General features: G+C 61.3%; 16 protein-coding genes. 3 read left to right on the forward strand and 13 right to left on the reverse strand.

Features of this window, described 5'->3' with window-relative positions:
* Window positions 1–24 precede the first annotated feature (24 nt).
* Genes lipB through C1949_RS04380 form a run of 11 tightly spaced genes read right to left on the reverse strand, consistent with a single transcriptional unit; the run spans window position 25 to window position 9,904 of the window.
* The gene (lipB, locus tag C1949_RS04330; protein ID WP_104737250.1) at window positions 25–657 is read right to left on the reverse strand and encodes a lipoyl(octanoyl) transferase LipB; all 633 of its coding nucleotides are present in this window, start codon (window positions 655–657) and stop codon (window positions 25–27) included.
* Window positions 657–935 (reverse strand): HP0495 family protein, encoded by a 279-nt coding sequence (locus C1949_RS04335; protein WP_104737251.1) that lies wholly within the window; start codon window positions 933–935, stop codon window positions 657–659. The genes lipB and C1949_RS04335 overlap by 1 nt, the downstream gene beginning before the upstream one ends.
* Window positions 936–947: 12 nt before the next feature.
* Window positions 948–2,147, reverse strand: coding sequence for a D-alanyl-D-alanine carboxypeptidase family protein (locus C1949_RS04340; protein WP_104737252.1), 1,200 nt, complete (start codon window positions 2,145–2,147; stop codon window positions 948–950).
* A gap of 44 nt (window positions 2,148–2,191) precedes the next feature.
* On the reverse strand, window positions 2,192–3,103 hold the full coding sequence (locus tag C1949_RS04345) for a septal ring lytic transglycosylase RlpA family protein (RefSeq protein WP_229744286.1): 912 nt from the start codon (window positions 3,101–3,103) through the stop codon (window positions 2,192–2,194).
* Window positions 3,100–4,083 (reverse strand): lytic murein transglycosylase B, encoded by a 984-nt coding sequence (mltB, locus tag C1949_RS04350; protein WP_104737478.1) that lies wholly within the window; start codon window positions 4,081–4,083, stop codon window positions 3,100–3,102. The genes C1949_RS04345 and mltB overlap by 4 nt, the downstream gene beginning before the upstream one ends.
* Before the next feature lie 50 nt (window positions 4,084–4,133).
* Window positions 4,134–5,267: a rod shape-determining protein RodA gene (gene rodA / locus C1949_RS04355; protein ID WP_104737254.1), complete on the reverse strand. Its 1,134-nt coding sequence runs from the start codon at window positions 5,265–5,267 to the stop codon at window positions 4,134–4,136.
* The gene (gene mrdA / locus C1949_RS04360; RefSeq protein WP_104737255.1) at window positions 5,264–7,147 is read right to left on the reverse strand and encodes a penicillin-binding protein 2; all 1,884 of its coding nucleotides are present in this window, start codon (window positions 7,145–7,147) and stop codon (window positions 5,264–5,266) included. The genes rodA and mrdA overlap by 4 nt, the downstream gene beginning before the upstream one ends.
* Window positions 7,148–7,150: 3 nt before the next feature.
* Window positions 7,151–7,618, reverse strand: coding sequence for a 23S rRNA (pseudouridine(1915)-N(3))-methyltransferase RlmH (gene rlmH / locus C1949_RS04365; protein WP_104737256.1), 468 nt, complete (start codon window positions 7,616–7,618; stop codon window positions 7,151–7,153).
* Window positions 7,619–7,624: 6 nt separating this feature from the next.
* Entirely contained in the window at window positions 7,625–7,981 is a 357-nt protein-coding gene (gene rsfS, locus C1949_RS04370; protein WP_104737257.1) for a ribosome silencing factor, read from the reverse strand.
* A gap of 8 nt (window positions 7,982–7,989) precedes the next feature.
* Window positions 7,990–8,628, reverse strand: coding sequence for a nicotinate-nucleotide adenylyltransferase (gene nadD / locus C1949_RS04375; protein WP_104737258.1), 639 nt, complete (start codon window positions 8,626–8,628; stop codon window positions 7,990–7,992).
* A 10-nt stretch (window positions 8,629–8,638) separates the two neighbouring features.
* Complete coding sequence (locus tag C1949_RS04380; RefSeq protein WP_229744287.1) at window positions 8,639–9,904, reverse strand: glutamate-5-semialdehyde dehydrogenase; 1,266 nt, start codon at window positions 9,902–9,904, stop codon at window positions 8,639–8,641.
* Between the two features lie 123 nt (window positions 9,905–10,027).
* Here C1949_RS04380 and C1949_RS04385 point away from each other — a divergent pair, with 123 nt between their 5' ends.
* Together C1949_RS04385 and C1949_RS04390 are read left to right on the forward strand one after the other, a co-directional pair.
* Window positions 10,028–10,771 (forward strand): DNA-3-methyladenine glycosylase, encoded by a 744-nt coding sequence (locus C1949_RS04385; protein WP_104737259.1) that lies wholly within the window; start codon window positions 10,028–10,030, stop codon window positions 10,769–10,771.
* Window positions 10,756–11,964: a DedA family protein gene (locus C1949_RS04390; RefSeq protein WP_104737260.1), complete on the forward strand. Its 1,209-nt coding sequence runs from the start codon at window positions 10,756–10,758 to the stop codon at window positions 11,962–11,964. Before C1949_RS04385 ends, C1949_RS04390 begins: the two co-directional genes overlap by 16 nt.
* 2 nt (window positions 11,965–11,966) lie before the next feature.
* On the opposite strand, the gene C1949_RS04395 is transcribed toward C1949_RS04390, so the two are convergent.
* Window positions 11,967–12,551, reverse strand: coding sequence for an LON peptidase substrate-binding domain-containing protein (locus tag C1949_RS04395; RefSeq protein WP_268236175.1), 585 nt, complete (start codon window positions 12,549–12,551; stop codon window positions 11,967–11,969).
* Window positions 12,552–12,564: 13 nt separating this feature from the next.
* The gene (locus C1949_RS19395; protein WP_170062998.1) at window positions 12,565–12,768 is read right to left on the reverse strand and encodes a hypothetical protein; all 204 of its coding nucleotides are present in this window, start codon (window positions 12,766–12,768) and stop codon (window positions 12,565–12,567) included.
* Here C1949_RS19395 and C1949_RS04400 point away from each other — a divergent pair.
* Window positions 12,758–13,213, forward strand: a complete 456-nt coding sequence (locus C1949_RS04400; RefSeq protein WP_104737262.1) for a MaoC family dehydratase — start codon at window positions 12,758–12,760, stop codon at window positions 13,211–13,213. The two genes, C1949_RS19395 and C1949_RS04400, sit on opposite strands and share 11 nt — an antisense overlap.
* Window positions 13,214–13,252 lie beyond the last annotated feature (39 nt).

A 13,252-nucleotide genomic window follows, 5' to 3' on the forward strand; every position in this document is an offset into this window, starting at 1 on the left:
ATCAGCAGCGCGCCCTCCCCTCTACTACTCTGCGGCGTAACCCAAACGTTTGCGCAGCGCCTCCGCCAATTGCTCCTCGACCAGGCCGATATCAACCGGCCCTTCGACATGCTCGCTGAGCTGGGTCATGCGCAGACCTGCGTAACCACAGGGGTTGATCCGCCGGAACGGCTCCATATCCATATCCAGATTCAGTGCCAGACCGTGGAAGGAGCAACCACGCCGTACCCGCAGCCCCAGCGACGCAATCTTGTCACCCGCCACGTAGACACCGGGGGCGTCCGCGCGCGGCGCCGCGTCAACGCCGTAGAGCGCCAACACGTCCACCAAACTCTGTTCCATGGCGGTCACCAGATCGCGCACACCCAGGTTCTTGCGTCGCAGATCCAGCATCAGATAGCCAACCAGCTGACCCGGACCGTGATAAGTCACCTGTCCCCCGCGCTCGGCCTGAATGACCGGAATGTCGCCAGGTGCCAGCACATGCTCTGCCTTGCCCGCCTGCCCCTGAGTAAACACACGGGGGTGCTGCAGCAACCAGATTTCATCGGGGGTATCGGGGCCACGCTCCTCGGTGAGCCGACGCATGGCCTCCAGGGTGGGCTGGTAATCCACCAGCCCGAGATGGCGAATCACCAGCTCCGCGGGACCTTCCATCAAAGCACCATATGCACGCGGCCAGTCGCCTTGAGGTCGCGGTGCAGGGCTTCAAGCTGCTCCTGTCCGGTTGCAGTAATGACCACACGCAGGGACAGGAAGCGCCCATTCTTGCTGTCTTTCAGCTCAATGGTGGTGGTATCGATACCAGGCGCGTGCTTCTCCACGACCTGACAGATCACCTCGGCAAAATCATCACCGGCGGTGCCAATTACCTTGATCGGATACTGACAGGGAAACTCGATCTTGGGAGCCTGCGGCTCGGTTACGTCAGACATACTCGGCCCTCCTTACTCGAACAGGCCGTAGAAGAACAGGCGAATGCTGTCCCACAGACGACCAACGAAACCAGCCTCATCGACGGCTGTGAGTGCCACCAGAGGTGCCTTGTGAACCACCTCATCACCCAGTTTCACTTCAACTTCACCCAACACGTCGCCCACCTGAATCGGAGCAATGATCGGCTTGTTCAGGGTCAGACTGGCTTCCAGCTTGTCAGCCTGGCCCTTTGGCAGGGTTAGCATCAGACCGTCCTGAAGGCCGAGCTGAACTGTGTCCTGAGCGCCCTTCCAGACTCGCTCATCAGCCAGAACCTGGCCCGGCTGATAGAAGGTCTTGGTTTCGAAGAAGCGGAAGCCCCAGGTCAGCAATTTCTGGGTTTCTGCAGCCCGGGCCTGCTCGCTGCTGGTACCCATGACCACCGAGATCAGGCGCATGTCATCACGCTTGGCAGAGGCGACCAGACAGAAACCCGCTTCGTCGGTATGGCCAGTTTTCAGACCATCTACGGTGCTGTCACGCCACAGCATCAGGTTACGGTTGGGCTGGCGGATATCGTTCCAGACAAACTCCTTCTCGCCATAGATGGCGTAGTGGGATTTCGGGTCGTCACGAATGATTGCCTGCGCCAGAATCGCCAGGTCACGGGCAGAAGCGTAGTGATCCTCGGCCGGCCAGCCGGTGGCGTTGACGAAATGACTATTGGTCATACCCAGACGCTGCGCCTGTGCGTTCATCAGGTCGGCGAAAGCGTCCTCGCTGCCGGCAACATGCTCGGCCAGCGCGATACTCGCGTCGTTACCCGATTGAATGATGACACCACGCAGCAGGTCGATCACCGGCACCTGGTTACCAACGCGGATGAACATTTTGGAACCACCCATGCGCCAGGCCTTCTCGCTGACCAGCACTGGATCGTTCTCGCTAATCTGACCGCGCTTGATTTCCTGACTGACGATATAGCTGGTCATCATCTTGGTCAGACTGGCCGGCGGCAGCGGTGTGTCCGCGTTGTGGTCGACCAGCACGGCACCGCTGTTGGCGTCAATCAGCAGGTAACTGGACGCAGCCAGCTCCGGCGCTGTTGGCACGATAGGCGCCGCCGCAGCGGGTGCATTCAACGTCGGACGAGAGGGTGTCTGCGCATTGGCCGTCAACGACAGGGTCGCGACAGAGGTAATCAGCAGGGTCGAAATCAGTTTTTTCAACATGGTGCTCACAATCAGTGGTGGGTTGCGTTTCCGCGGGTACAAAATTAGTTAGCGGTGACCAGAGCCGGAGTCCCCAGATTGGCCACGCGTAGGGTTTCCATCATCCGCCGGGCCTCGTCCTGCGTGCTCAGAGGCCCGACCCGGACCCGATGCAGGGTACGGGAGTCAATCTGCACGGGGCTTACCCGGACATTGTTGCCGACCACCCCCATCACGCGCTGACGCAGCGCTTGGGCGGCCTGGTCGGACGAAAAGGCACCAACTTGCAGGTAGTAACCGCCCGCCTGTACGTTCTCGACCGGCTCCGCTGGCAACGCCGCCGCCACCGGCGCCTCGGCTACCGCTTCGCGAGTAACCAGATAGCTCGGATTATTCTGTTGCTGCCAGGCTACCGGGTCGATCCCCTCGACCCGCACATGGGCTGTCCCCTGATCGGCATAACCCAGTTTTTTTGCCGCTGCAAAGGACAGGTCGATGATGCGGTCCGAATAGAACGGCCCACGATCGTTGACCCGAACGATCACCTGACGACCGTTCTCCAGATTGGTGACCTTTACGTAGGTTGGTAGCGGCAATGTCTTGTGTGCTGCCGACATGCCGTAAAGGTCATACACCTCGCCATTGGCGGTGTGCTGACCATGAAACTTGGTGCCATACCAGGACGCCGTCCCCTCTTCCCGATAGCTGCGGCCATCCTGCATCGGCTGATAGCGCTGCCCGAGCACGGTGTAGGGAGATGCCTTGTACGCGCCAGTGTGCGGGGTAGGAACTGCATCCGGGATCAGCGAGACGTCCTGCATGTAACTGGGCGGGCCATCATGCAGCGGCCGGGCACCGCCAGTCTCTCCGCCGGAACCGGCGGCAGGCCCGCTCTGGGGAGTCGAAGAACAGGCCGCCAGCAGCACTAGGCCGCCAAACAGTAGATAACGCGTAGATGACAGGACAATCGGCATCATTCGGGCCTGGCCTCACGTAACAGGTCTGCGAGTTGATGTACCACCATGGCATACATGACGCTGCGATTGTAGCGGGTGATGACGTACAGGTTGTTCAGACCCACCCAGTACTGCATTCGTTCCCCGGTATCGAATTCGAACGCCATGACCTGCTCATCGTCCGCCAGCGGCGCAGCGGGTGTCCAGCCCAACGCCTTCAGCTCACCGATGCTCTGGCGCGCTTCAAGGCCCTTGGGCTCGGTCAGCCCGTCCCGGAAACGCTCGCCGGTAACCTGGGCCTCAATGGCCACCTGAGCACCGTGGGTCCAGCCGTGCTGGTGGAAATAGTTGGCAACACTGCCGATGGCATCAACCGGGTTATTCCAGATATCAACCTTGCCATCATGGTCAAAATCGACCGCGTAGGCCTGATAGCTGGACGGGATGAACTGACCGAAGCCCATGGCGCCGGCATACGACCCCTTGAGCGTCAGCGGATCAATCTGCTGCTCCCGGGTCAGCACCATATAACTCATCAGTTGCTTGCGGAAAAAGTCGGCGCGCGGCGGATAGTCAAACCCCAGGGTCGCCAGCGCATCCAGTACCCGGTAAGAGCCCATGTTCCGCCCGTAGAAGGTCTCCACGCCAATGATCGCCAGAATCACTTCCGGCTCGACACCGTACTCCTGCTCGGCGCGCGCCAGGGTGTCGGCGTGCTCGGCCCAGAACGCCAGACCACGCTCGATCCGCTGATCGGTAATAAAGATCGCACGGTACTCGTGCCACGGCTTGACCCGCTCAGCCGGGCGCGAAATCGCCTTGATGATGTTTTCCTGATGCACCGCCTGGTCCAGCAGGGCCTGCACGTGCTCGGCATTGAAGCCGTGCTCGCTTTGCATCTGCTGAATGAAGTCCGGTACACCGGGATGCTCCGGACCGTAGTCGGCGGCCTGCGCGCACAGGCTACCGACGCCGAGGGCGACCACCAGGGTAGAACGCATGAAGCGCGAAGCCACGACCGAGCCGGCGCGACGAAACAACGAAGATACCATCAAGTTTGTGCCATCCATTTCTTGTGCGTCTGGATCGACATGAGGATTCCGAAACCCAGCAGCAGGGTCACCAACGAGGTCCCCCCGTAGCTGATGAACGGCAGCGGCACCCCCACCACCGGCAGCAGACCGCTGACCATGCCGATGTTGACGAAAACATATACGAAAAAGGTCAAGGTGATGCTGCCTGCCAGCAGTTTGCAGAATGCATCCTGGGCTTGCAACGTGATCACCATGCCACGGGCGATGACCAGCAGATAGACGCCGAGCAGCAGGCAGACACCCACCATGCCGAATTCCTCGGCCAGCACCGCGATAATGAAGTCGGTATGCCCTTCTGGCAAAAAATCCAGGTGTGACTGGGTACCCTGCAGCCAGCCCTTGCCGAACACACCGCCCGAGCCAATCGCCGCCTTGGACTGGATGATGTTCCAGCCCGAACCCAAGGGATCACTCTCGGGGTTGAGGAACGTCAGCACCCGCTGCTTCTGATAGCCGTGCATGACGAAGAACCACATGCCCGCCGCTGCCGGAGCCAGCGCCAGCAGAGCGCCAATGATGTAGCGCCAGCGCAGCCCGGCCAGCAACAACGCAAAGATACCGGAGGCCGCAATCAGCAGCGAAGTCCCTAGATCCGGTTGCTTCAAGATGAGCAAGGTCGGCAGGAAGATGATAGCCAGGGTGATGACCACGTACTTGAAGCTGGGCGGCAGGTTACGCCGCCCCAGATACCAGGCCACACTCATCGGCATCACCAGCTTCATGATTTCCGACGGCTGGAAGCGGGTGACGCCGGGGATCGTCAGCCAGCGCTGGGCACCCTTGGCCTCGGTGCCGAACAGCAGCACCGCGGCCAGCAGTAACGTGCCGCCGACATAGGCAACAGGCACCCAGCGCTGCATGAAGCGGGGCTGGAACTGGGCAACCACAATCATCGCCGAGATACCCACAGCGAAGTACGCCATCTGGCGAATGACCATCGCCATGCTCTTGCCGCTGGCCGAGTACAGGACAAAGGCATCGACCGTCGCCAGCGCCAAAATCAGCAGCAGCAACCAGGGGTCAACATGGATACGCATCCAGATTGACTCGCGTCGACGCAGCCCCTGGCTGGATACCGGGATGGACTTCATTGCGCACTCTCCTGCTGTGCTGCCGGCTCACTCTGCTGCTGAGCTTCCAGACGCGGCATAACCCAGGCATCAAATACAGCCCGGACAACGGGGCCAGCTACCCGGCCTCCGCCTTCGCCGTTTTCCACCAGAGCCGCTACCGCAATCATCGGCTTTTCGGTCGGCGCGAAACCGACGAACAAGGCATGATCACGATGCCGTTCGCGCAGCGCTGCAGAGTCGTAGCGCTCGCCCTGCGCGATGGCAACCACCTGAGCGGTGCCACTCTTGCCAGCCATGTTGTAGGTCGCGCCAGCAGCGGCGGCACGCGCGGTGCCATGGGAAGACTGCATCACGTCCTGCATGGCCTGGGTGATGAAATTCCAGTCATCCGGATTGTGCAGTTGAATGTCCGGCGGCGTATCGGACTCATCCGGCAACACCCCCTCGGCGTCTCTGAGCAGGCGAGGTCGATGCCAGACACCGCGGCTGGCGATCAATGCCGTGGCTTGGGCCAGTTGCAACGGCGTCGCCAGCATATAGCCCTGACCAATGCCGGCAATCAAGGTCTCACCCGGATACCACGGCTGGCGATACTTGGTGCGCTTCCAGTCGCTGGACGGCATCAGGCCCGCAGCCTCTTCGTACATGTCGACCGACACCCGCTGACCAATCCCGAACCGGCTCATAAAGTCGTGCATCCGATCAATGCCCAGTTTGTTGGCCAGGTCGTAGAAATAGGTGTCGTTGGAACGCGCGACGGCATAGGCCATGTCGACCCAGCCATCGCCAGAGCGATTCCAGTTGCGGTATTTGTGGCTGACGTTCGGTAGTTGGTAAAAGCCGGGATCGTAGACCCGGCTGGTGCGGGTAACCACCCCGGAATCCAGTCCCGCCAGCGCCACAATTGGTTTGATGGTCGAGCCCGGCGGGTACTGTCCACGCAGGACGCGGTTAAACAACGGCTGGTCGAGCGAGTCACGTAACGCGCCGTAATCGGCGTAACTGATGCCGGTGACAAACAGGTTCGGGTCAAAGCCGGGCTTGCTGACAAAGGCCAGCACGCCACCGGTATTCGGATCAATCGCCACAACTGCACCACGGCGGTCGCCCAATGCCTCTTCCGCCACCTGTTGCAACCCGACGTCCAACTCCAGGGTCAGGTCGTTGCCGGGGATCGGGTCGGTGCGATTGAGCACGCGCAGTACCCGGCCGCGGGCATTAGTCTCGACTTCTTCATACCCTACGGTGCCGTGCAGCAGCTTTTCATAAAAACGCTCGATACCGGTCTTGCCGATGTAATGCGTGCCGGCATAGGCCACCGGGTCAATTGACTTGAGTTCCTGCTCATTGATCCGGCCAACATAGCCCAGGGCATGGGCAAAGTGATCGGCATAGGGGTAGTAGCGGACAAAGCTGGCCTGCACATCGACGCCGGGCAAGCGGAACTGGTTGACGGTAATGCGCGCGATCTGTTCCTGGGTCAGCTCGAACATCACCGGCACGGATTCGAACGGACGACGGGCCTGCGACAAACGCCGCTCGGCCTGCGCGGTGTCCTCATCGCTCAGCTCGAGCAGGGACTTGAGCAGCTCAAAGGTCGCGGGCAGGTCTTCAACCCGGTCGCGGGTGATGGTCAGGCTGAAGCTTGGCCGGTTTTCCGCCAGCACCACACCGTTGCGGTCGTAGATACGACCGCGAGTGGGCGGAATAGGCTGAACGTGAACACGGTTATTCTCTGACAGCGTCGAGTGATACTCGTACTGGGTCACCTGCAGGAAATACATCCGCGCAACCAGCGCACCAACCAGCCCGAGAATGAAGACCGCAGCCAGAGTCAGGCGTCGCTGGACGATGCGAGCATCATGGTTGTGGTCTTTCAGGTGAATCGGCTTGGCCATGAATCACTTGTGATAGGGATGACGATTGAGAATGGTCCAGGCCCGGTACAACTGCTCCGCCAGCAGAATACGCACCAGCGGATGCGGCAGGGTCAGAGGCGACAGCGACCAGCGCTGATCACTACGCGCAGCGACCTCCTCTGCCAGCCCCTCGGGGCCGCCCACCATGAGGTTTACGTTGCGCGCATCCAGCCGCCAGCCCTCAAGCTGCTCGGCCAGCGTCTCGGTAGACCAGGCGCGACCATTGACCTCCAGAGTCACGATACGTTCCCCTGGTTGTACCGCAGCCAACATCTGCTCGCCCTCGCGACGCATCAGACGGGCCACATCGGCGTTTTTACCTCGGGTGGCCAGCGGAATCTCGACCAGCTCCAGCGGCAGGTCAGGCGGCATGCGCTTGGCATATTCCTGATAGCCGTCCTCGACCCAGCGTGGCATGCGTGATGCCACGCTGATCAGGCGAATGCGCAAGGTCGCTTACTCCGTTGGCTGCTGCTGCGCCCGACGCGATTCAGCGCTCTGCCACAGGCGCTCCAGGTCGTAGAACTCACGGGTAGCCGGCTGCATAATGTGCACCACCACATCGGCCAGGTCGACCAGCACCCACTCGCCGGACTCTTTACCCTCCACACCCATCGGCTGACGACCGGCGTCCTTGGCCTTCTCCACGACATTGTCAGCCAGCGCCTTGACCTGGCGGTTGGAGCTACCGCTGGCAATGATCATGTAGTCGGTAACGCTGGTGTGTTCGCGTACATCGATTTGCACGATGTCCTTGGCCTTCAGCTCTTCGAGCGCGTCGACCACCAGCTGAACCAGTTCTTCAATCTGCATGTAGATTTTCAATCCTCAGTAGAGGGCCGATACAGCCCTTCGTTTTCAATATAGTCAAGCACCGCATCCGGCAACAAAAAGCGCGGCGACGCGCCATTGCCCACCAGCGTGCGAATATGAGTAGCCGAGATTGCCAGCGGCGTCTGCGACAGACAGATGATCTGGCCGTGACTGCGCTCGGGTTGATCGGCGCTACGTGCGGCCAGCAGATCCTTGAGCACCTCCGGCACTTCCAGATCGTAATCCGGGCGCTGCAGTACCACCAGATTGGCCAGTTCCAGCAAATCCTGCCAGCGGTGCCAGCCTGGCAGCCCGCAAAAGGCATCCCAGCCCAGCACCATGAACAGGGCAACATCTGCCCCCAATTCAAGACGCAGCGATTCCAGCGTCTCTACCGTGTAAGAGGGCCGTTGGCGCTGCAACTCCCGATCATCCACCTGCAGGCCGCCACCCTGCCCTACCGCCAGCTCCACCATGCGCAGCCGCTGCGCGGCAGTGGCACCCGGCATATCACGATGTGGCGGTCGTGCACAGGGAATTAGCCTGAGCTCATCCAGCTGCAATTGCTCACGCACTTCGATCGCACTGCGCAAATGACCGAAGTGAACCGGATCAAAGGTACCGCCGAGCAAACCAACACGGCGCATCAGCAGTTGCTCACTGACGGATGTGGCCGTCACCGAACACCACGTACTTCTCACTGGTCAGCCCTTCGAGGCCAACCGGACCACGAGCATGAATCTTATCAGTAGAAATACCGATCTCTGCCCCCAGGCCATACTCGAAACCGTCGGCAAACCGGGTCGAAGCGTTGATCATCACCGAGCTGGAATCCACCTCGGCAATGAAACGGCGGGCCCGAGTGTAATCCTCGGAGACCATGGCATCGGTGTGCTGTGAGCTATAGGTGTTGATGTGTTCAATCGCGGCGTCCATGTCGGCAACCACGCGGATCGACAGGATCGGCGCCAGATACTCGGTCGACCAATCCTCCTCGGTCGCTGCGACCACCTCCGGCAGCAGCGCACAGGTCGCCGCACAGCCGCGCAGCTCAACGCCCTTGGCCGCATAGAGCGGGGCAACACGTTTGAGGAACGGCTCGGCGACGGCCTCGTTAACCAGCAGGGTTTCCATCGCATTGCAGACACCGTAACGATGGGTCTTGGCATTGATGACGATGGCTTCGGCCTTGTCGAAATCAGCGCGGTCATCAACGTAGACGTGGCAAATGCCGTCCAGATGCTTGATCACCGGCACGCGCGCGTCTTTGCTGATGCGCTCGATCAGGCCCTTGCCGCCGCGCGGCACGATCACGTCGACGTACTCGGGCATGGTGATCAGCGCACCCACGGCGGCACGATCGGTGGTTTCCACCACCTGCACCACCTCGTTGGGCAGACCCGCAGCCGCCAACCCTTCACGCAGGCACTCGGCGATGGCGCGATTGGAATGGATGGACTCGGAACCGCCACGCAGGATGCAGGCATTACCCGATTTCAGGCACAGGCTGGCGGCCTCGACGGTCACGTTAGGGCGCGACTCATAGATAATGCCGATCACGCCGAGCGGCACGCGCATCTTGCCGACCTGAATACCAGACGGCAGGAACTTCATGTCCCGAATGGCACCAACCGGGTCGGGCAACGCAGCAACCTGACGAAGGCCCTCAACCATCCCCGCCAGACGCGCGGGGGTCAGCGCCAGACGATCCAGCATGGCGTCATCCAGCCCGTTATCACGACCCGCTTGCAAGTCCAGCTCATTGGCGGCGACCAAACGCTCGGCGGCCGCTTCAATCGCCTCGGCGGTGGCCAGCAGGGCAGCATTCTTGACGGCGGTTGGGGTGCGGGCAATCACACGCGATGCCTTACGGGCCTTCTGCCCCAGCTCGGTCATGTATACCGCTACCTGTTCAACGCTCATGCTTTCACCTGCCACCTGTCTGACCAAATGCGGCATTATAGCGGGCTCGCCATTGGCTTGACAGCGCCGCCTGTGGTCGCTGTGCAATTCAATGTGTGATCCAACCCCTGTTACCATGAGCCCATGCCCGATACCTGCACCAGCCCTCCGTCCCCAACCCCGTTGCCAGAGCGCTTCTTCCAGCGAGACGCCCGCGAACTGGCGGTTGCGTTGCTGGGCAAGGTGATTCGTCGCCGACTCGACGGACAGTGGCTGGCCGCACGCATCATCGAAACCGAGGCCTACCTGCTGGAGGAGCGCGGCAGCCACGCCTCGCTCGGCTTCACCCAGGCCAGACGCGCGCTATTCATGCCCCCCGGCACCATCTACATGTACTACGCCCGTGGCGGCGACTCGATGAACTGCAGCGCTCAGGGCGAAGGTTGCGGCGTCCTGCTCAAGTCCGGATACCCGGTGGTCGATGCCGTCAGCCCTAACAGCAGTCTTGCTCGCATGCAGCAGCTCAACCCACAGCGCAACGGCGAGTCACGAAAGCCGGAGCGCCTGTGCGCTGGGCAAACGCTGCTGTGCCGCTCGCTGGACATTCGAGTACCGGACTGGAACGCGCAGGGGTTCAACGCAGACACGCTGCTGATCGAGGATGACGGCTACCACCCCGAGCAGGTGATTCAAGCCGCTCGCCTGGGTATTCCGAGCGGCCGCGACGAACACCTCCCCTACCGTTGGGTAGACGCCGCCTATGCAGCCCACTGCACGCGCAACCCACTTGGCCGCAGCCGCAAGCCAGGGCATGACTACCACCTGCTGGAGCATGGCACAGCACTGCGCTCAGCTGTCAGCGGAGCCCTCCCATGCTCGCAGGCCTGACCGACTGGCTCGCCAGCCACCAGCAATGGCTGGGGGTCGCGATTTTTCTGGTCGCCCTGACCGAGTCACTGGCGGTGGCCGGCCTGGTGGTACCAGGCGTGTTCCTGCTGTTCGCCATTTCCGCGCTCGCCGCCAGCGCCGGCGTATCACTGACCGAGGCCGTTCTCTGGGCCTTCGCCGGAGCAGTCATTGGCGACCTGCTCAGCTTTGGCCTGGGCCGCTGGTTTCATCAGGATATTCGGCGCATTCCGTTGTTCCAGCGCAATCCGCAGTGGATTGACCGCGGAGAGCACTTCTTCCGCCGCTACGGCTGGCTGAGCATTGTGCTGGGGCGGTTCATTGGCCCCATCCGCCCCGTCATACCGATGATCGCCGGCATGTTCGATATGCCAGCCTGGCGTTTTGTCACCATCAATGTCCTCTCAGCCCTGGCCTGGGCACCGGCCTATCTGATTCCCGGCTACACGGCTGGCCATGCAGCACACTGGGCTGTCCCCCCGCTGTTCTGGGGGCAGGCGCTGAACCTGACCGCGGGCGCGGCAATTGTGCTGGCTGGCTGCGTTTACCTGATGCGCTGGCAACGGCGCTGGAGCCCACTGGCGGCTGCCGGCCTGTGCCTGCTGGCACTGCTGGTGCTGATCCTGCAGCAGCACACACTGGATGTATTCAGCAGCACCCTGATTGACAGTCGCACGCAGCTGCAGCTGCCGGTACTGCCCACACTCGGCCAACCCCAACCGGAAGTGCTGCTGCTGATGCTGCCGGTACCATTGAGCCTGCTGCTGGCCCGGCGCTGGAGCGCCGCCGCACTGTTTGCCACAGCCATGGCAATCACGTTCGGCCTGACCCGGCTGGCGGAACTGCCCACCGCGAGCAGCATAGCCGCGCTGATCACAGCCGCGCTCGGAGTGATCATCGTACTGTGCAATCGGGGACAACCTTTCTGGGGAAGGGTCAGCTGGCTGCTATACCCCTTGCCGTTACTGGCTCTGCTGGACAGTAACCTGCTGTTACAACAGGTTGCAGTCCCACTGGCGATGCTGAGCAGCCTGCTGTGCGCCAGCAGCGCGGTGCTGCTCGCCAGTTGGCTGGTCCAGCGCGCCAACCCGCTTCCCCCTCTGCCGCGGCTGTCACGCTTGCTGGTTGCACTGTGGCCCTATCTGATCGCCGGCTGGTTACTGCTGACCGCCTGAGCTCAAGCCTGCATCTGCACCAGCCAGTCACCAATGCGATCCAGCCGCTCCAGCGGCGGCGTCAGCGCCAGCAAGCTGGTTTTCTGTTCCAGGCTTAGCGGCAACAGGTAGGCCAACTGCCAAGCCAGCGCTTGCTGACTGCCATCTACCGGCGGCAATTGCAGATTGCTCACCAGTGGGTGCTCCTGTAGCGCAGCATGTAGCGCCAACAACTCATCGTGTTCGGCTTCCAGCGGAGCATCCAGCGCCTCAGGCAACCATTGCGCCTCCGCCGTCACCAGCCCATCAGCCGCAACGTCCACCTTACCCAGCCGGGCGCGCCGATGTCCCTCGACACGGATACCCAGCAGCCCGTTGTCACGCTGCTGCCAGTCGATAATGCGCGCCTCGCAGCCTATGGCACTGAAGCGCAGATTGCTCGTTCCCACCTCTGAACCCTGCTCAAGACCGACCACGACAAAGCCCTGCTGTTGCCGAAAGCAACGGCTAACCATATCCAGGTAACGCGCCTCGAATATCTGCAAGTCCAGGTGGCAGCCCGGCATCAGTACGGTCTTGAGTGGAAAAAGCGCGATCTGCTCGCTCACGGAAATCCCCTTGTCATTCACTGCGGCGCGACATAGCCTGCAGACAGGTGGTCGAATCATTCAGCAAACCTATGAAACCATGGCTTGCATTGACCACTGCCGCCCCCCTTGTAACCATGCCTGCGAACAGACTTACCTGCGGCAGGGTAGCAACAATGCCCAGGGCGAGCACGAACACCCTCACAATAAGAGTCACGGAGAGCACGATGAAAGCCATTCCCGTTTCTGAACTTACGTCCCTGATCGGCAAGGATATGGGTCATTCTGACTGGCTGCAGATCGACCAGGAACGCGTCAACCAGTTCGCCGAATGCACTGGCGACCACCAGTTCATCCACATCGACGAAGAAAAAGCCAAACAGACTCCGTTCGGCGGCACCATCGCCCACGGTTTCCTGTCGCTGTCGCTGCTGCCGGCGCTGTCTGAAGGCCTGATGCCGCGTCCGGAAGGCCTGAAAATGGCGGTTAACTACGGTATGGACAGCCTGCGCTTCATTCAGCCGGTTCGCGTGGGTTCACGCGTTCGCCTGCACACCACCATCCTGGATGTCACCGAAAAGAACCCGGGGCAGTGGCTGATGAAAGCCCGCAACACGCTGGAGATTGAAGGCGTCGACAAGCCCGCGTTTATCTCCGAAGGCCTGTCGCTGTACTTCGTCTGATTGGCCAGCAATCAGCCCCGTCACGACCAGCAGCCGGCT

Origin of the sequence: Halopseudomonas oceani, from assembly GCF_002903165.1 — a bacterium.
Classification (GTDB): domain Bacteria; phylum Pseudomonadota; class Gammaproteobacteria; order Pseudomonadales; family Pseudomonadaceae; genus Halopseudomonas; species Halopseudomonas oceani.

Coding starts and splice junctions, on each gene's coding strand:
- lipB (WP_104737250.1), bottom strand. CDS start 657: ATGGAAGGTCCCGCGGAGCTGGTGATTCGCCATCTCGGGCTGGTGGAT.
- C1949_RS04335 (WP_104737251.1), bottom strand. CDS start 935: ATGTCTGACGTAACCGAGCCGCAGGCTCCCAAGATCGAGTTTCCCTGT.
- C1949_RS04340 (WP_104737252.1), bottom strand. CDS start 2,147: ATGTTGAAAAAACTGATTTCGACCCTGCTGATTACCTCTGTCGCGACC.
- C1949_RS04345 (WP_229744286.1), bottom strand. CDS start 3,103: ATGATGCCGATTGTCCTGTCATCTACGCGTTATCTACTGTTTGGCGGC.
- mltB (WP_104737478.1), bottom strand. CDS start 4,083: ATGCGTTCTACCCTGGTGGTCGCCCTCGGCGTCGGTAGCCTGTGCGCG.
- rodA (WP_104737254.1), bottom strand. CDS start 5,267: ATGAAGTCCATCCCGGTATCCAGCCAGGGGCTGCGTCGACGCGAGTCA.
- mrdA (WP_104737255.1), bottom strand. CDS start 7,147: ATGGCCAAGCCGATTCACCTGAAAGACCACAACCATGATGCTCGCATC.
- rsfS (WP_104737257.1), bottom strand. CDS start 7,981: ATGCAGATTGAAGAACTGGTTCAGCTGGTGGTCGACGCGCTCGAAGAG.
- nadD (WP_104737258.1), bottom strand. CDS start 8,628: ATGCGCCGTGTTGGTTTGCTCGGCGGTACCTTTGATCCGGTTCACTTC.
- C1949_RS04380 (WP_229744287.1), bottom strand. CDS start 9,904: ATGAGCGTTGAACAGGTAGCGGTATACATGACCGAGCTGGGGCAGAAG.
- C1949_RS04385 (WP_104737259.1), top strand. CDS start 10,028: ATGCCCGATACCTGCACCAGCCCTCCGTCCCCAACCCCGTTGCCAGAG.
- C1949_RS04390 (WP_104737260.1), top strand. CDS start 10,756: ATGCTCGCAGGCCTGACCGACTGGCTCGCCAGCCACCAGCAATGGCTG.
- C1949_RS04400 (WP_104737262.1), top strand. CDS start 12,758: ATGAAAGCCATTCCCGTTTCTGAACTTACGTCCCTGATCGGCAAGGAT.
- C1949_RS19395 (WP_170062998.1), bottom strand. CDS start 12,768: ATGGCTTTCATCGTGCTCTCCGTGACTCTTATTGTGAGGGTGTTCGTG.